General features: G+C 55.6%; 16 protein-coding genes. 8 read left to right on the top strand and 8 right to left on the bottom strand.

The window, feature by feature from the left end; genetic code table 11:
* Positions 1 to 11 precede the first annotated feature (11 nt).
* The 4 genes from BINDI_RS06795 to BINDI_RS06780 all read left to right on the top strand — a co-directional run bounded on the left by BINDI_RS06795 (position 12) and on the right by BINDI_RS06780 (position 4,308).
* The gene (locus BINDI_RS06795) at positions 12 to 1,331 is read left to right on the top strand and encodes an ABC transporter permease (protein WP_033491080.1); all 1,320 of its coding nucleotides are present in this window, start codon (positions 12 to 14) and stop codon (positions 1,329 to 1,331) included.
* A 61-nt stretch (positions 1,332 to 1,392) separates the two neighbouring features.
* Positions 1,393 to 2,817, top strand: coding sequence for an ABC transporter permease (locus BINDI_RS06790; protein WP_033491248.1), 1,425 nt, complete (start codon positions 1,393 to 1,395; stop codon positions 2,815 to 2,817).
* Between the two features lie 44 nt (positions 2,818 to 2,861).
* Entirely contained in the window at positions 2,862 to 3,668 is an 807-nt protein-coding gene (locus BINDI_RS06785; protein ID WP_033491249.1) for an ABC transporter ATP-binding protein, read from the top strand.
* A gap of 19 nt (positions 3,669 to 3,687) precedes the next feature.
* A complete protein-coding gene (locus BINDI_RS06780; RefSeq protein ID WP_237742942.1) occupies positions 3,688 to 4,308 on the top strand; it encodes an FMN-binding protein in 621 nt (206 codons plus the stop codon).
* A 133-nt stretch (positions 4,309 to 4,441) separates the two neighbouring features.
* Here the strand turns inward: BINDI_RS06780 and BINDI_RS06775 are convergent, their stop codons facing one another.
* Positions 4,442 to 5,731, bottom strand: a complete 1,290-nt coding sequence (locus BINDI_RS06775; RefSeq protein WP_033491081.1) for a class I SAM-dependent methyltransferase — start codon at positions 5,729 to 5,731, stop codon at positions 4,442 to 4,444.
* A 245-nt stretch (positions 5,732 to 5,976) separates the two neighbouring features.
* Here BINDI_RS06775 and BINDI_RS06770 point away from each other — a divergent pair, with 245 nt between their 5' ends.
* Positions 5,977 to 6,360 carry a DUF4186 domain-containing protein gene (locus BINDI_RS06770; protein WP_033491253.1) on the top strand — a complete coding sequence of 128 codons (384 nt, stop codon included), beginning with the start codon at positions 5,977 to 5,979 and terminating at the stop codon, positions 6,358 to 6,360.
* 68 nt (positions 6,361 to 6,428) lie between these two features.
* On the opposite strand, the gene BINDI_RS06765 is transcribed toward BINDI_RS06770, so the two are convergent.
* Complete coding sequence (locus tag BINDI_RS06765) at positions 6,429 to 8,093, bottom strand: MFS transporter (protein ID WP_033491255.1); 1,665 nt, start codon at positions 8,091 to 8,093, stop codon at positions 6,429 to 6,431.
* Positions 8,094 to 8,574: 481 nt separating this feature from the next.
* On the opposite strand from BINDI_RS06765, the gene BINDI_RS07745 reads away from it, so the two are divergent.
* On the top strand, positions 8,575 to 8,727 hold the full coding sequence (locus tag BINDI_RS07745) for a type II toxin-antitoxin system mRNA interferase toxin, RelE/StbE family (RefSeq protein WP_081830842.1): 153 nt from the start codon (positions 8,575 to 8,577) through the stop codon (positions 8,725 to 8,727).
* A gap of 57 nt (positions 8,728 to 8,784) precedes the next feature.
* On the opposite strand, the gene BINDI_RS07375 is transcribed toward BINDI_RS07745, so the two are convergent.
* The 4 genes from BINDI_RS07375 to BINDI_RS06750 form a co-directional block, all read right to left on the bottom strand.
* Complete coding sequence (locus BINDI_RS07375; protein WP_081830841.1) at positions 8,785 to 9,270, bottom strand: GNAT family N-acetyltransferase; 486 nt, start codon at positions 9,268 to 9,270, stop codon at positions 8,785 to 8,787.
* 64 nt (positions 9,271 to 9,334) lie between these two features.
* The gene (locus BINDI_RS06760; protein WP_033491082.1) at positions 9,335 to 10,456 is read right to left on the bottom strand and encodes a cytochrome P450; all 1,122 of its coding nucleotides are present in this window, start codon (positions 10,454 to 10,456) and stop codon (positions 9,335 to 9,337) included.
* Between the two features lies 1 nt (position 10,457).
* The gene (locus tag BINDI_RS06755) at positions 10,458 to 11,411 is read right to left on the bottom strand and encodes an AAA family ATPase (RefSeq protein WP_033491084.1); all 954 of its coding nucleotides are present in this window, start codon (positions 11,409 to 11,411) and stop codon (positions 10,458 to 10,460) included.
* 14 nt (positions 11,412 to 11,425) lie between these two features.
* Positions 11,426 to 12,508 (bottom strand): HesA/MoeB/ThiF family protein, encoded by a 1,083-nt coding sequence (locus tag BINDI_RS06750; protein ID WP_033491085.1) that lies wholly within the window; start codon positions 12,506 to 12,508, stop codon positions 11,426 to 11,428.
* A gap of 446 nt (positions 12,509 to 12,954) precedes the next feature.
* Here BINDI_RS06750 and BINDI_RS06745 point away from each other — a divergent pair, with 446 nt between their 5' ends.
* Entirely contained in the window at positions 12,955 to 14,157 is a 1,203-nt protein-coding gene (locus BINDI_RS06745; RefSeq protein ID WP_237742940.1) for an MFS transporter, read from the top strand.
* Positions 14,158 to 14,749: 592 nt separating this feature from the next.
* Here the strand turns inward: BINDI_RS06745 and BINDI_RS06740 are convergent.
* Both BINDI_RS06740 and BINDI_RS06735 read right to left on the bottom strand, forming a co-directional pair.
* Positions 14,750 to 15,145: a VOC family protein gene (locus BINDI_RS06740; protein ID WP_237742939.1), complete on the bottom strand. Its 396-nt coding sequence runs from the start codon at positions 15,143 to 15,145 to the stop codon at positions 14,750 to 14,752.
* A gap of 151 nt (positions 15,146 to 15,296) precedes the next feature.
* On the bottom strand, positions 15,297 to 16,325 hold the full coding sequence (locus BINDI_RS06735) for a zinc-dependent alcohol dehydrogenase family protein (protein WP_033491087.1): 1,029 nt from the start codon (positions 16,323 to 16,325) through the stop codon (positions 15,297 to 15,299).
* Between the two features lie 392 nt (positions 16,326 to 16,717).
* Here BINDI_RS06735 and BINDI_RS06730 point away from each other — a divergent pair, with 392 nt between their 5' ends.
* Entirely contained in the window at positions 16,718 to 17,602 is an 885-nt protein-coding gene (locus BINDI_RS06730) for a helix-turn-helix domain-containing protein (RefSeq protein ID WP_033491089.1), read from the top strand.
* The last annotated feature ends 206 nt before the right edge of the window (positions 17,603 to 17,808 follow it).

The following is a 17,808-nucleotide window of genomic DNA, read 5'->3' as shown; positions in this document are numbered from 1 at the left end:
GTGCTGTCGGCATGTTTCTGATTCGAATGACTGTCAGGTCCTTCAGCCGCCAGTTCGGCAGAAGAATCCTCATAGCCGTGACCGTCTGCCTTTCCGCCTGCGTGGCCGTCGCCATGCTGGGGGTCGTCTTCGACGTGGGCGACAAGCTCAATGCCGAACTCTCCACCTATGGGTCCAACATCATCGTGCAGCCCAAGTCCGATGCGGTGGTCTCCGACCTATACGGTTCCCAGGCGAACCAGGGGAGTCAGGAGCAGTCCTCCCGCCCCGCCTCATACCTGAAGGAATCCGACGTACCGAAGATCAAGACCATCTTCTGGGCCTACAACATCACCGACTTCGCCCCGCAGCTCGACATCAAGGCGGGTGTGGACGGGGTCGAGGCCCCCGTGGTGGGGACCTGGTTCAGAAAGGACATCCACCTGGACAGCGGCGAGAGCACCACGGTCGGAGTCAGGGGACTCCGGTCCTGGTGGAAGGTTGAGGGTTCGTGGCCCGAGGACGGGCGTGACTCCTTGACCGGGGACCCGGCTCAGGGCATGATTGGCAAGGATCTGGCGGCCCGGTTGGGCGGTAAGCGGATTGGCGATACCGTTGGCTTGAAGATGGATGGACAGACCCAACAGGTCAGGATTGTCGGCATCTTCGATTCAGGCGATTCCGACTCCTCAGCCCTGTACGTGCCGACTTGGGCCTTGCAGAAGGTCTCCGGACTGCCCGACCAGGTGGACAGGGTGGAGGTCAAGGCCCTGACGACCCCCGAGAATGACCTGGCAAGGAAGGCCGCCCGTAATCCGGCCGCCCTCTCCCAGGACGAGTGGGAGACCTGGTACTGCACGGCCTATCCGTCGGCCATCGCCTACCAGATTGAGGAGGCCATACCGGGGGCTGTGGCCAAACAGGTTCGCCAGGTGGCGGCCCTTCAGGGTGACGTACTCCAGAAGACCCAGGCCGTCATGATTCTGATGACCATCCTGAGCCTCCTGGCTGCTGCCATCGCCGTGGCCAATCTGATGGCCGCCTCCATTTCCGAGCGATCATCGGAGTTTGCCTTGCTCAAGGCCCTGGGGGCCACCGACGGTGCTGTCTCACGGCTGGTCCTGGCCGAGACGGCCCTGATCAGCCTGGTCGGAGCCGTGGTCGGCGCCCTGCTGGGGTCCGGGGTCGCGCAGATTGTCGGTCACGTCGTCTTTGGTTCTGGCATCACCATGCGGCCCATGGTCTTTGTCCTGGTCTTCGTTCTTCTGGCCCTGACCGTGCTGGTGGCATCCATTTCATCCATACGTTCCATTCTGAGACTTCGACCGGCGGAGGTGCTCCATGGCAGATGATTCCAAGCAGGGGGGTGGAATGACAGACCAATCAGGTAGGTCGGCCCACCGCCACGCACCAATGACCAACACCCGTATGTTCCTGACCATGCTCTTCGGGGCGGTGTTCCGGCGGCGCAGCAGGGCATCCATGGCGGTGGTGGCCTCCATGGTCGGGGCGGCCACCCTGTTCTGCCTGGCGGCCGTCTGCCTGGAGGTTCCCAGGCAGATGAATCAGGAAATGCGGGCCTACGGAGCCAACCTGGTGGTGACTCCCATCCAGCAGGCAGGCCAGTCTCGGCAGGGCATCGAGCCGGGCATGGTCAGCCACACCACGGAGATGGTCACGGCCAAGGCGCCGGCCAGGCATGCCACCTACCGGTACGAATCGGTCAGGGTCAACGCCGGATCGCACATGATGGCAGGGATTGATGCCGAGCAGGTGCGCCAGCTCAACCACCACTGGAATGTGGACGGGGAGTGGCCCAAGGTCGGTTCCGTCATGGTGGGGCGTGATCTGGCGGATGCACTGGGACTGAAACCGGGCAGCAGGATTACCGTCAGCTACAGGGCTTCGGACAACGCCGATGATGCTCCCGTTGCGGGCGCTGCCGCCGGGGCTGAACAGTCCGATGCCCAGCAGACCGCCGACGCGCAGGCGGAGAGCCATTCCGCCTCAGGAGCTTCTTCCGGAGGGTCCGGGCACATGCACGGCATGGCCGGGATGCCCGACAATTCGGGTCAATCGAATGAGCAGGCCCAGGCGGGGAATTCTCCCGGCAATAGGGAGGCCCAGGCCCAGAGCCTGGCGCAGCAGGGGTCTCAAGCCCCGGTTGACGAGTCCATCGCCAAGGATGCCCAAGAGTCGGGTATGGAACTTCGGGTGGGCGGCATCGTTGATACCGGCGGTTCCGAGGATCAGATCATCTACGCCAGTCTGCTTGACATGGAGGCGCTGACCGGAGCCAAACGAGGGTCCGATGTCATCGAGTACTCGGTTGATGCCATGGGGTCGGATCTGTCGGCAATAGCCAAGAGCATCAATGAGATGACCAGCATGGGGGTTACGGCACGGACGGTGGCCAGGATCACCTCCGGCGACACCCACACCATCACCATGCTCCAGACCCTCTTCTGGCTGGTCTCAATCGTCGTCCTGGTGCTGACCTTCGTGGGGGTAGGCACCACCATGGCCTCCATCGTCTCCCAGAGACGCAGTGAAATCGGTCTGCGCAAGGCCCTGGGAGCCTCATCAGGCAGCATTGGGGCGGAGTTCTGCGCAGAGTCCGCCCTGTATGGGTTCCTGGGCGGGCTGATCGGTACCGCACTGGGATACCTGTTCGCCCGGCTGCTCTGCACCTCGGTCTTCCAGCGCTCGCTGGGATTCAGCTGGTGGCTGGCCCTGACCTCGGTCCTGCTCAGCATCGCCATATCGGTAGTCGCATCCATCCGGCCTGTGCACAGGGCATCACGCATCGACCCGGCACTGGTTCTCAGGGAGGAGTAATCATGAAGGAACAAGAAGAGGTCCGGCAGGGAAAAGGCGGAAGCATGCTCCTTGATCTGGACCACGTATCCAAGATCTATGGCGACCTGCACGCGCTGGATGACCTGAACCTGAGTATCCCCCAGGGGCAATGGCTGGCCGTCGTGGGGTCGTCAGGATCAGGCAAGACCACCCTGATGAACATCCTGGGATGCATGGATACCCCCTCTGCGGGGTCGGTCCGGTTGGAGGGGCGCCCTCTGGAGGACCTGAACCCTTCCCAGTTGGCGGATGTGCGTAAGAACGTGATTGGGTTGGTCTTCCAGAAGTTCTATCTGGTGCCTCACCTGACGGCCGTCGAGAACGTGATGGTGGCCCAGTACTACCACTCGGTGGTTGACGAGGACCAGGCCATGCGGGCCCTGGACCGGGTCGGTCTGGCCGACAGGGCTAAGCACCTGCCCGGCCAGCTTTCAGGCGGGGAACAACAGCGCGTCTGCGTGGCCCGCGCTCTGATTAACGAGCCCAAGCTGATTCTGGCCGACGAGCCGACCGGTAACCTGGATGAGGCCAATGAGAAGATTGTGCTGGATCTGTTCCGGCAGCTGCATGACCAGGGGACCTCCCTGGTTGTCGTGACCCACGATGCCCTGGTGGCTTCCTGTGCGCAACGTGAGATTATGCTCAACCATGGTGTTCTGGTGGGTGAACAATGGAACGACGAGGATGCCCGACGGGCCTATGAGGAGATTGGCGGCAGGCCGGCTTTCAGTGGCAGTGCCGACAAGGAGGCTCAGTCGGGTGACGTTCCTGTCGGATTTCGGGATCCGACCAAGGCGGCCAAGACCGGCGGCGGGAATCGGATCGACTGAGCAGATGATGGAGGTCCCCATGAAGGATGATAAGCGGGATGGAATCAACAGGGAATCCCGGGCCGCGGACGATGCAACCGGATTCACCGGGGCCCAGGCCGGATCTTCCAGGTCACATGGGCTGACCGGGATTTCGGCCACCCTGGTGGGTCTGGTCGCGGCCGCCTCCCTCCTGGGTGGGTGCGGCCAGACCGATACCAAGCCCATGGATGATGAGTATGCGGGCAATGAGTCCAGCAGCGCTCCCGGTAACGGAGAGGCACAGGGACCTAAGGCCGGTGAGGGTGTGCCCAGTGCATCTTCGCGGGATGGAAGGCAGCCTGCCGCTTCCGATACCGGGCAGTATCAGGACGGGTCATATGCCTTGACGGGCCATTACGGCAAGGATGGTTCCGACAGCATCGATGTCGACCTGGATGTGTCGGGCGGCACCGTGCAATCGGTCAGGGTCTCCGGGAAGTCCGATTCCCCGGTCTCCAGAAAGCACATCGACGAGTTCGCCAAGGCCGTGCCTGGGGTGGTCCAGGGCAAACCCCTCAAGGATCTCAAGGTCAGCAAGGTGGCTGGTGCCAGCTGGACCTCGGATGCTTTCAACAAGGCTCTGGACCTGGCCCGGCAGGAGGCCTCGATTTCGCAGTAGCCTCGGGCGACGGTCGGTGATCCCATGTGCGGAATGCGAAGGGTGCCCGACACGGAACCAATCCGTGCCGGGCACCCTTCGCCTTGCCGAGGGATGATCGGTCGGCCGACTACTTCCCCGGATCCACTCGAAACTAGCGATCCCACCAGGGGCGGAGCGGGTAGGAGTACGTGCCGGTCGCGGGGTCGGGCTTGATGCACTGGAACTGGTGCACCTGGATATTGTTGATTTCGAAGTTCAGGCGCGACCCGGCCATGTAGAGACCCCAGAGACGGGCCTTGGGCTCGCCGACCATGGTCTTGGCCTGCTCCCAGTTGTCCTGGAGGTTTTCGGTCCAGTGCTGCAGGGTCAGGGCGTAGTGCTGACGGAGGTTCTCCTGGGTCATGACCTCAAAACCGGTGTCCTGGATGGCCAGTTCGATCTCGGCCGGGCTGGCCAGCTCGCCATCGGGGAAGATATACCGGTCGATGAAGCCGCCGGCCCTCTTGTTGTCGTGGGAGTTGGTCCGGGTGATCTGGTGGTTGAGGAGGATGCCGCCGGGGCGCAGCTTGTCCATCATCTCCTTGAAGTAGGAGGGGTACTGCTTATATCCCACATGCTCCATCATGCCGATTGAGCAGATGCCGTCGAAGCCTGATTCGGGTACATCGCGATAATCCATCAGGCGGACCTCGGCCAGGTCGCCCAGGCCTTCCTTCCTGATCCACTCCTGGGCCCATTCCACCTGTTCCTCGGCCAGGGTGACACCGATGACATGGATGCCACGCTTGGCGGCGGCCACCTCCATCGAGCCCCATCCGCAGCCCACGTCAAGGAGCCGGTCGCCCTTCTTCAGGTTCATCTTGTCGAGGACCATGTTGAGCTTGTGCTCCTGGGCTGCCTCCAAGGTATCGGTCGGCTTCTCGAAGACGGCGCAGGTGTAGGTCATGGAGGACCCCAGGAAGAGGCGGTAGAAGTCGTTGGACTGGTCGTAATGGTAGCTGACCGTGGCCGCATCGCCCTTGCGGGTGTGGGGGCGCAGGCCCTCGGTCAGACGCTTGGCCAGGGAGGGGCCCTCGATTGCAGGAGGCTCGGGGATGCGAATCCCGTGCGAGAAGATGGCGGCGGCCATGCGGGCCAGATCGGCCTTGCCGGGCTTCTTGACGTACTTCTTCAGGGCCACCAGGTCCTTGAAGACCTGATAGGGATTGCCTGGCTGCAGGTCCGGCGAATCCAGGTCGCCCTGCAGGTAGGCCCGGGCCAGACCCAGGTCGTTCGGGTTCTCGGCGATGTAGTATATTGCGCGCGAGTTCTTGATCTCCAGATGGAGCGGTGCGGCCGAATCTCCGAAGTGCGATCCGTCGAAGGCGGTTATCTGAACCGGCGCGGCAGGGTCCAAAAAGAGCCCGATCATTTCCGCGACCGTCATATTGCTTCTGGCCATGAAGCCCCCTTTTCTGACGTCCTGATTGCGAATAAGCATGACAAATCAGGCCGCCTGTGGTTGTTTTCTGGACCCAACCGTACTCCTCGTACTGGCCTGTACCGGTATTCTCTGAGCTGATGTGTGCCTTGTCGAATCCCCTTTTCGCTGGTAATGCTGGTGCTGAAAGTGAGGCGACCGTGATTGGTGATGATAACCAGGAAGGGTTGATTTCGAATCCCGACAATGCTTCTTCACCGGGGAACCTGCGGGAAGAGGAGGTGCCCGCCTGGGTCGGTCGAACGCTGGTCCGGCTGGGGCACTCGAATTTTCGTGCTGGATTCAGTCTATCGGCCAGGGACCGCTCCTATGCCAGGGCCAGGGGGAAGGCAACCATCAACCGCCATGCCCACGAAATGCTGGCCAAAAGGGTCGGACCGGCCCATCCCTTGAAGGATGGGAAACAGACACCGTACAGAGGTCATCCTGTCTTCACGGCCCAGCATGCCACCGGTACCTGTTGCCGTGGATGCATCCAACGTTGGCACCATATTCCCAAGGGCCGCCCTCTGACCGACCGTGAGATCGATCGGTTGGCCGCCCTGGTCATGGGGTGGATCGAGCGCGATTTGATGCATCATCCAGCCTGATACCGGTCGGATGATGCACCGTGGCAGGGCCTTATCGGGGATGCTCGTTGGATGGGGGTTGACTGGCCCTATGCCTTTGCGGGTTTGGTTGAGCGGTCCGCACCTGCCGACTGCTTGGTCCCAAGCGCCTTCCTGGCTTCGGCCTTGAGCATTTCGGGGGTCTTCCGGGTGCCGTTTTCCTCGGCGTCCTTGATGATGGCCTTGACGTCCAGGTCCGGGTTCTGGTCCTGCGTGGCCACCAGGTCGCGGGCCTCCTGGCGGTTGAGGACCGTAGGCAGGGTGCCGGGCATGGGCTTGCGGGCTGTTTCGGCCAGGAAGAGGACGGTCACCAGGCCGCAGACCGAGGTGAACATGATCCAGTATGCCGGGGCCAGGCCCTTGCCTGTGGCTGTCACCAGGCCTTCCATGATGACCGGTGCCGTACCGCCGAAGACGGCCACGGCCAGGTTGTAGGAAAGTCCCATACCGCCGTAGCGCGAGGCGGTGGGGAAGAGGGCGGGCAGGGTCGAGGCCAGATTGGCCACAAAGAAGATGACCGGTATGGCCAGGAGGACCAGGCCGGCGAAGACCGCGCCCGTGGTGCTCTGTTCCAGAATCCTGAAGGCCGGAAGGGAGAGGCACAGTCCGGTGAAGGCGCCCATGAAGAGTACCTTTTTGCGACCGAACCTGTCGGAGAGGGCACCGGTGATGGGGATGCAGAAGGCCACCAGGAGGAGGACGGGCAGGGATAGCAGGTTGGCCTGGGCCGTGTTGTAGTGGAGAGTGCCTGTCAGATAGGTGGGCATGTAGGCCGTCAGGGTGTAGCTGAGGGTGTTGGCCGCGGCCACCAGGATGAAGGCCATGAGCAGTTCCTTCCAGTACCCTCGGATCAGGTCGCCCAGGCCCTTGTGTTCGCTCTTGGTCTTCTCGTCCGTAACGGCTTGCGCCTGCTCAAAGGCCGGGGTGTCCTGGACCTTCGCCCTGAAGTAGACGGCGATGCCTGCCAGGGGAAGGGCGATGATGAAGGGGATGCGCCAGCCCCAGGCAAGCATGGCCTCGGGTGAGAGCTGGAACTCCAGGAGTGAGACCAGACCGGCCCCGAAGGCATAACCCAGGTAGGAGCCCACGTCCAAAAGGGAAGCAAAGAAGCCGCGATGCCGGTCGGGGGCATACTCGGTGACCATGGTCGATGCACCGGCATATTCTCCACCGGTCGAGAATCCCTGGACCAGCTTGAGCAGGATCAGAAGGATGGGGGCCAGCGGGCCCACGGCCGCGTACCCTGGTAGGACTCCGATCAGCAGTGTGGCTGCCGACATGCTCAGGAGGGTGAAAGCCAGGATTCGTTGCCGGCCCAGCTTGTCGCCGAGCTGGCCCAGCACCACACCGCCCAGGGGTCGGGCGATGAAGGTTACCGCGAACACACCCAAAGAGAAGAGACGCTGAATGGCATCCGAAGCGTCGGAGAGGAAGACCCGGCCGATGGTCACGGCCAGGTAGCCGTAGACTCCCACGTCGTACCACTCCATGAAGTTGCCGACCACGGTGCCGGCGATGGCCCGTTTCAGTGTCGACGCATCGACCACGTTGATGTCAGTGAGATGCAGGCGCTGGTTCCAGCTTCGGTGGGGATGCTGGTTGCGCTTCCTGGTCCTGCCTTTGGCAGCGGGCCCAGTCTTTCCGCCCCGCCCATGACCCTGCTTCGAATTGAGATTATTTCCGTCGGTTGAACTTGATTCCTCTTGTGCCATCATTCTTTCTTCGGCCCCCTGGCCGTACTGCATTTCGAGTGTTTTGGTATCACACAGTGGTATTCTATCGGGTCGTTTGAAAGACACACTCCCTGGGGAATGGCCGCTTCCCCACAGCAACAGGCGCGAGACACTCTTGACCAACCACGACCATAAGCCTCGTCAGCCGTCTTAAAGCATGGGCACGGGCCTTGCCATAGCAGTAAACTCTCTATTGACGCGAGTCGTCAATACAAGGAACTCCCCATCCTTGGCTCAGGTCCCATCATTTGAGACCGTTGTACTCAAAGCCCTTGGCAAAACCGGTAATTCCTGTCGAGAGCGACGAAGGGTTCGAAGAGCTCATTGCCAACGCGTGAAGTCACCTACAACCCCTCGTTCCTCAGAGACATCAAAAGGTTGAAAAGAAAGCAGTACGATGTGCGACTGCTCAGCGCAGCGCAATCTGCACTGAGAATAACGATAAGCAGGAACTGGGCGGGAAATACAAAATCGCCAACTCAAAGGCGACTTCGCCACTTTCTGCGAGCCACATGTAGACGTGGGCTGGCTGCTAGTATATAGAGTACAAGACAGCGTAATTACTCTTACGAGAACCGGAAGTCACAACCAGCGGCTGCGAAAACACTGTTTGTAGGTCGTTTAACGACTAGTGCTAGCAGCAATCATCGGTTCTCCCAGCTACAACAGTCAATCACTTGTATTGTCGATTTTTATTCTGACCGATTACAGAGTAAAAATCATCTTGATGTTCAATGACTTTCCTCATCTCACACTTTTCCATAACCCGTGCCGATTGAACACTGGTGTCATAATGATCGCCTCGCATGGCTTCAATTCGTAAAGTCGAGAAACCATGCCTTAGTACTGTACTAAGTGCCTCTGTTGCTATACCTTTACCCCAGTATGGACGTCCAATCCAGTACCCAAGTTCTTTTGCATTATCCAACAAGTTCTTATAATCATCGCTTAAGGCCGAGCTACTGCTAACGGTCTTTTGTATAGCCCTACTTTTTAACCCGATACTGCCTATTGGTCGGTCACTTCCTGCCAGTGAAATAGCACAGTTTCCTTCAACTGCAAGAACAGTGTTTATATCGTGCAAACTACCGTCAACACTAGTGCAGGGATTCCACCTTGCAGTAGGTCCCACTTTCGGATCTTTCGCGCATATATGCATAAAGACCCGGCTTCTAAATAGTTATTTGGTTTGCATGGACGCAGCGTAAGCCTTCTCGTTTCAATCATAGTCTCGTATTTTTCTTAATGGTTAATTTCATATCTGTAGAGCCATAGAGATTAATGAATTTTGAGTCCACGAGCTCGTATTTATAAATCTGCCCGCTTTGCTTCGTAACTGCGCCCAACGCCTTCCGTACCAGGGGGTTACCAGAGCACAAGTGCTTTCCGGCGCCAAAGCTGTACGCCCTTTCCGTATTCGCTAAGTTAAAGCAGTCAGGATCCGGGAAGCACTCAGGATCCCGGTTAATGCTGTATAAGTCAAAAATTACGAGTTGACCAGGCAGTATATGAGCATCTCCGACCTGAACCTCTTCAGAGCACACCCGACTTATAGTTGTGAACGGTGGAAATAGCCGTAGACTCTCTGCACAGATATCATCCGACCTACTATCAGCCTCTTGCTCAAGTTCAGGATGAGTTAGCAAGTTGTAGGCCAAGAAATTAAGCGCCGCCACAAACGGTGCGAAACCATCCGATACCAAGTTAATCAGCAATGGGTACTTCTGCTCACTGGGCAAATCAAGTAAGGCATTGCCTACATATCTGTCACTATCACGATATCTACTATCTACATCGTTGACTAGCTGATATGCTTGTCGGATTGACTGAGCAACAGCGTCAAAGTCATGTATCGTTAAATAACCGCGTAGAAGTAACGAGTTTATTTGCTCGGAAGCTTTAATAAGCAGAGCCACATCTTTTTCAGATATGCCTATCAGCTGGGCTAGTATGTTGTATACATATGGGACAGCATAAAGCTCACTAAAATCACCTTGCTTGTCCATCGGCCCCCACCGGTAATCAATATTACGATACCTGTCTAGAATTAGAGTATTCACCCTACGCCGCAGCGTCTTATGCAAATCACCATCAGTAAACATGACCCAATTGGAATAGAACTGTTCTAATACTTGCAGGGTATCTGCGTTCAGTGGGAGTTCCTTAAGACTAGCTTTGGTGTTTGCTAGTAGACGTTCGTCTCTTACCAATAAGTTAAGATGACGAACGTTGAATACAAACCACGCGTTAAATTCTTCATCAAATACAATCTGGTCTCTGATTCCAGGCAATATATCCTTGTAAAAAGCAAACCTATCATCGGCTAACTGCTGCCCTATATACATGCTATACCTCTCCTCGAATTTGCGAATCTGCAAATAACTTTTTAGCTTCCGAAAAGCTTAGTCCGGCTCTTTTCTGCGCTGTAGTGAAAAAATCTAAGAAGTCAATGAGTTTATCCGGGTAGTACCTATTAGGAAAATGACTATCGAGAAAATCAAATACCTCGGTGTATGTTTCTGCAGACATTCCTTGGCTATTACCGGACTCCCGTATAATCTGTTCCCCTATTTGCCTCAGCATTTTCTTATTTGGCTCTTCTAATTTTAAAAAACTGAACCTTCGCTCGAATGCCCCATCTTTATATAGTTCTTTTGCCTCTTGAGGTGTTGTTGCCCCGATAATACGGATATTCGTCTCCGTAATAACAGGCTTCAAGAGGTTCACCGCAGAAATCCCTCCCTCAGAGGCACCTGCATGGATTAGAGTATGAATTTCATCAAAAAAGATAGTAGACTTCTCTTGCTGGGCTTTCTTAATCATGAGCTGCATACGTTGTTCAAATTCACCACGATATTTAGTGCCAGACAGCATTTCTGCCGCCGATATGGAGATTAATGGCAGCGATCTACTACGAAAATAGTAAAGGACCAGGGCCGTTTTCCCTACACCTGGTGCTCCAACTAGGATTACATTGTTCTTGTATAAACGGTTAAGGTAAATGTCCAGAAGCCTGAGTTCACCGTCACGTCCAGTCAGCTCTCTAACTTCTGCGGTAGGAACATCACCATCAGGAACATCTATTGTCCTGATTATCCTCGCAGCGTCAGATTCTACTGACTGCAGATATTTGAGGACATCCACAGGTGCAGGGTTCGGGTGACTTTCATAGTACTTATCGAGTTTGTGGTCTAGGTATGGGGATTCATGAAGAAGTTCCACAGGAACTTGAGACCGTAGTCGTGAATCGAGCGCGCCCTCATTCATTGCTTTCATGAGTTCGAGAAAGTTGTGTGTCATGCTATCCGTGGTACTTACTGAGCAAACTGCCCGCTATGTACTGACCAGTCAGTAGTGTCAACAGCAATCTGACGTTCCACAACAGAGGGCTCTTGAAGCATGCCTAAGTACTTAATTGCTTCCGTCTCCATCATCTTTGCAGCTAAAGCGTTGTCTGTGTCAACAATGGCAGACACACGATGTGCATTGTTGATTCTGTCTATTCTGTTGTCGCTGGTACTAATACTCTGAAGAGGAACCAAATCAGAGTATGACCTCGTCTTGCCAGGCAATAGCAGGGGCCCCAGGAAGATTTTCCCGTTGGCATATGGACCACCATAGAGGATAGCGGTTTTTGTTGCTTCGCTGAATTCATCAACAATGTGCGCCAATTTGCCTAAAGGCTTGTCTGCACATACCAGGATCAGATCAAGACTCACGTTTTCAAATTCTCGGTTAAGAGTGTCTGCGCTTAGTACCTCACAGTTATGTGCAACTATTGTCGCATCTGGCGCGACTTGTTGCAGTTCTCTCAACGCTACATCGGTCTTCAACTGTCCTACATCTTTCTCACGGTACAAGACCTGCCTGCTGGTATTTGATAGTTCAATCTCATCAAAGTCAACTATGTGAATAGTGCCAATACCAATTTGAGCAAGCCCAAGTGAGAGATATGATCCAATTCCACCAACACCGATAACCAGTACCGACGATTCACTGAATCTCTCCTGTTGACGAACGGCATCCTCTATCGTGTTGCCTGGAAGCGCAGCAAAATTTAGAAGCTGACGATCATATTTCGCAAGTTGTTTAGGGGTGAGACTGGTTGAAAGGCAAGCTGGATCTGAGTACTCCTTGAGCACGTTTCGACTGACAAGCTCATCAACCAGGAAATCCACATCATCCACAGAGTAACGAGTCTTCTCTAGCTCTTTAGAGAGCTCGCCTACCGTGTGTGGCCTGCACATGATATCCAGAATTGTCAGTATCACATCACCGTTGACGCCGGGAAACTTCACATTTTCTTCTCTGGGTAAGAAGATACATACCTCACCAGCCGCATTATGATGGACATAGGCTACTTCATTAAGTACATATTGTTTTGTTGCGTTGCTCATATATATCCCTCAGCTTTCTATGTATGAACAAGGAAGGAGGTGCTATGCGAAAAGCGCAGACACCCCCCTCCTTTTTAGCTTAGGCAAAAACCGTGGCCGCGCGGGCCGCGGTATCCTCGGCCTCAGACGTGTTTTGTGCCTGAACAGTCTTGGCAGAAATCAGTGTCTTTTCCATGGTCAACTCCTTTCTTCATTGATAGGTTGCCACCCGATAGTCAGCGGTGACTTTGCTATTTTATTATAAAATTTTGCCAGATAGCAAGAAACATCTGCCCATTAATCGGGCATCTTTAGTTCTTGTGACCAGTCCGTTTATATTCTTTGACTCAACAATCTAAACTTGTCACTTACTACTGCAATACTTGTGAACAGTCCGGCTGCATGTTCCGTCTTTTACTCGTAGCAGAGTAATCTTTGGGACTCTTGATATACTGGAAGGGGCTATATTGAAGATACTACGAATTCGGGAAAAGTGGGATAAAGCCGAGCTTTCCTACTATGCAAGTCTAGCACTCCTGACTATTTCCAAGTCACAGCCCCATGCTATACTTACGGTACTTCTTTTGCGTAAAGGCCTGAACCTTGCTGACATCATGTTCGTACAGGCAATCTTCAATGTTGCGGTCTTCGTTTTTGAGCTCCCAAGCGGGGTGATATCAGATCTCTATGATCGAAAGATAATCTATGAGTGTTCTATCGTGGCTTGGATTCTGACCTGCCTTATCATTTTCTTTGGGAACGGTTTCCTCGCCATGTCAGTAGCATGGGCTTTTTACGGTATCGCTGAAGCACTATCTTCAGGAACTGTAGAGGCCTCGACGATCAACATTTTCAAAGCGAATTTAACCAATCCGGAAGAGCGGATAAAGCGCTTCAAGCGAATCTCTAGTCAATTGTCGTTAGTCGCAATGATAGTAGGCGCCTCTCTCGGGGCTGTACTTTACTTTTCTGTCGGCTTTAATATGTACTTATTCGGCATTGCCTTCGCTTGTCTGTCAGCTCTGCCGATCGCTCTCTTTTTCCCGAAAGATGAGCATTCTTCAAGGAGTGACGGATCATCCATATTGAAGCAGGTGAAAACTGGCTTAGGCGAACTAAAAGGTAATCGCACTCTGACTCTCTTGATAATGCTTACAGCGGTTGGGCAAATCTTCTTCCAAACACATTTCAATTTATGGCAGGCATACATGTTGTCAGTTGGAATAAGAGAAAAATACCTAATTGCATTTTATTTTGTTTTCCAGGTAATCGGAATACTCTCGTACTCTATCCGTATCGATTACCACTTAAAACGTGTCATTCTCTTTGCCACTCCATTTGCTGTCGCTTTGCCGCTCCTTATTTTGCTCCCTAGCACGGTAGCAGGCATATTCGCATATTGTGCAGCGACATTTGCCTTTATGTTCTTGCAGTATTTATATGATGTGCTATTTTCCTTAAGGGTATCTCAGGAGCGAATCAGTACGTTAATAACGCTCAACTCAACAATAAGCCGAATATCCGGATTCCTGGTTCTAGGGGTGAATGGTCTATTGCTTAAAATAATAGACCTTAAGCAATTAATAGTTGGAAACTTCGAGATCTCGCTACTTCTATCTATCTTGATAGTTGTGCTCTTCTTGAAAAAGTCAGACAAAGCTCTCTTGTGAAGCCGAATTCCAAGCTTCATATAGGAAAAATAGTCCGCTATTCCCTTCGATTGAGCCCTATTTGATCAGGACTACATTGCTCCTGCTGCCGCGAACAGCAGTACCATAACTGTCTTCAGAGTACAACCCAATATCATTTTTACGATTCCCTTCCAATCAAGCACATGGAAATCGATACTCGTACGATTGCTGAAAATCATGACGTTCAAAGCCTGCTTCTCTGGACCGGGATTCCGCCAGCTATGACAAAACGCCCTTTCTTAGCGGCGAAAAGGCGGGGTTATAAGGTATGGGCATAGAGCTTAGTTCGCCTCGGGCTTTGATTCGAACCAATCGGTCTCCTGGTCCTGGTGGTTCCGTTCGAGGGTCATGTATCGACCTCGTCGTATAAGTCGCCGGTCGCAGGGAAGCTTGTAGTCTTCGGCTCAGCTGGTGAGCCTGCCAGCAGCGAGGGTCGGATATGAGAAGGAACCCTGCTGTTGCAGGGCATACTGCCTCACGACATCGCCTGACTGCCGAATCGCCTCAATCGTCCGGGCGGAAGAACGGTGCCGGCTGCATCCGTCAGCGTATGCAGCCGGTTATGGTCGGCTCAGAGAATCTGACAGAATTCGATGGTCTCCCTGTTGGGTCCGTAAACGTTGAAGTAGCGGATGCCGCGATCCCAGAAGGTGGGGATGGACTGGATGCCGTCTTCCTTGATCTCCAACCCCAGATCCCTGGCATTCTGATAGGCGGCTTCGATATCCGGGGTATCCAGGGCCCAGTGATTGATGGCTCCAGTGGTCAAAGGGGCCTCTTCGCCTTCCCAGGTCTCGATGGTCAGGTGACCATAACGCATGAAGGCGCAACGGTTCTCTCCGTTGGGGAAGACTCCCACCAGCTCGAAACCGAGCTTGGCGGTATAGAAGTCAACGGTCTCATCCAGGTTATGGGCAATCATGCCTGAGTGCTGGAGGTCTGTGGTGAATGCCGACATTGGCTGCATGGATAACTCCTTTGTTGTGGCGAGCACCGTATTCTGACGTATGGCCGATACGTGCTGCTGGAACCATGGTATGCGCTGCTCGGTACGGAACCTCTGGTGCCGGTTGCCGCTGCTTTAGGGATTCCGATTCCCGGTTGCGCTTGCGCGGTCCTCAGTCCCCGAAGGCGACCACCGCCTTGATGACACCGCCGATCGATCCGGACATCAGGTCGGGCACTTGTTCGAGGCTCAATGTGTGGGTGACCAGACCTGCGATATCCAGGCGAGCGGAGGCAAGGAGGCTGATGGCGTCGTCGAATGAACACGGGTTGCTGAAGGATCCCTTGATGGTCAGCTCCTTGCGGTAGATGTCATAGGCGTTCATCGTGAATCGGGCATCAGGGCGGCCAACGCCGAACATGAGCACCTGGGCCCCATGGCGGCATGCCTTGATGGCCATGGTCTCGGCGGCGGGAACCCCGACGGCTTCGATCACCAGGTCATAGTGGTCCCGGGGCGGTGTCTGTCTCCGCTTGTCCGACCTGTAGACGGCATGAAGGTTGTTCAGCGCCTTCCCCCTGGCCAGTTTCGTCTCGCTCAATCCGACCATGTCGATCTGAAAGATGCCCTGAATCCTGAGGAGCTGGGCAAAGAGCTGTGCCATGAATCCATCCCCAACAATCAGGGCCCGCTGATTGGGCCGCAAGTCCAGGCATCGGATGCCATGCAAGGCGCAGGATAGGGGACCGATGGCAGTGGACTCCAGAAACTCCAATCGATCGGGCAGCCGGTAGACCACCTCGGCCGGGGCGGAGAAGTACTCGGCCATCCCACCTCCGCGGGTCACGCCGATGACCACCGGGTGTCGGCAGAGTTCGGGTCTGCCATTTCGGCAGTAATCACAACGATGACAGGTGATGTTAGGGTCCACGGCCACCCTGTCCCCCTCGGCCGCCTGGCCTCCGTCAGCCAGGGTGACCGACCGGGTGCCGATGGCCGCCACGGTTCCGCAGTTCTCGTGCCCCAGGATAATCGGGAGATTGGCCTCAATCGAACCCTGTGCTCCCTGGTAGATGCCGCGATCTGTGCTGGATACGCCTGTAAAGGCGGTGCGGATGAGAACCTCTCCCGCCTTGGGCCGAGGAACCGGGACCTGCCTCATGTGCAGGCCGCGTGTTCTGTCCAATACCAGTGCCCTCATGATGGTTTCCCTCCGCCGGCTGCGGTGCAGGTTTGCTCGTCGCTGTGCTTACTGCTCTTCCGGTATTTCGGCTTGGACCTTGTGCATACCTATAGGGTGAATCGTCTTCGGACTGATACCCCTCATCTGATTGAGGAGTTGGGTGCCGAAGTTCTCAACTGCCTGGTTTCATCCTAGGGTCGCCAGGATTTGGAATCCGGTGCTTTTCTGCCGGATATCGGTATTATTTTGCCTTTTCCTTGGATAGGATGGGTAGTCTCGCCCTGGCAGTGACAGGGTTGGCAAAGGTGCCGTTGAGGCTCTCCCCCTGTGTGCGATCAGTTGTGCTGAGCGCGACCGATTGGGTCAAGAGCAACAGGCCGTTTCCCCGCACATATCGGAGGTGGGTGAGCATGGGCAGTCATGTCGATGGGCGGGCGGATTTGGAGGTGGTCCTGCCTCGGAGCGGCGAGAGCATCCGCTGGGTGGAGCACGGGTACCCTTCGGCCCTGGCCCGGTGGCATCACCACATCGAAATTGAGATCCATCTGATCCGCAAGGGTAGGGGAATGATGATGGCCGGGGATGGGATGGTGCCTTTTGATTCGGGGCAGGTTTCCCTCCTGGGGAGCGATGTTCCCCATAATTGGATTTCGGAATTGGACCCGGGTGAGGTGTCCATTCCCAAACGGGATGTGGCCTGCCAGGTTCATCCCGAGCGCATCCGAGCCTTGGCGCGGATTTTCCCCGAGGCCGGGAGGATACTGACCCTGTTGAGACGGAGTGGGCAGGCCCTTGTCCTGTCAGGCGCATCCGCGCGCCGAGCGGCCACCATCCTGATTGGTATGGGGGCGCATCATGATCTTGACCGGCTGATTGACCTCCTGGCGATTTTCCGTATCTTCATCCAGGCCCCTCGCCGGGAGTGGATGACAGTGGTTACGCCGGGTTACGTGGCGGAGGCGCCCGACGGCATGACGGAACGGGTCAACCAGGTCCTGGCGTATATCACGGCACATATCGCAGACCGGATTACCTTGGAGGAGGTCGCTGCCCAGGTGGTGATGAGTCCCTCTGCGTTCTCCCGCTTCTTCAAGGAGGCGGCGGGAATCAACTTTTCCGCACTGGTCTGCCGCTTGCGGACTGCACGCGCCTCCCTCCTCCTGGTCACCACCGATCTGCCCATCGCCCGGATTCAGTCCTTGAGCGGGTTCGGTAATGCCGCCAATTTCAACCGTCGCTTCAAGATGGAGACCGGCACGACCCCGCGTGCCTACCGCCGGGCGTATCGACACTGAGGCTGTTGATTTCTCTTCGCGTACTGGAGTGGGTCAAAACGTACTGGAGTGGGTCAAATGGACGAACTACGTCCGAATGGTGGATGCTGCTTGGGAGGATGCACACGGGTGCTCTAGCATCGTGCCCATGAGGAAAATGACATCACGGCAGGCCTGGTTGCCCATGGGTGTCTTTTTCTATGTCGATGCCCGATGGCGTTAATGTC

The organism is Bifidobacterium [indicum] DSM 20214 = LMG 11587 (genome assembly GCF_000706765.1).
GTDB lineage: Bacteria > Actinomycetota > Actinomycetes > Actinomycetales > Bifidobacteriaceae > Bombiscardovia > Bombiscardovia coryneformis.
The sequence above is the reverse complement of the archived record's forward strand: the minus strand, read 5'-3'. Positions and strand labels throughout refer to the sequence as shown.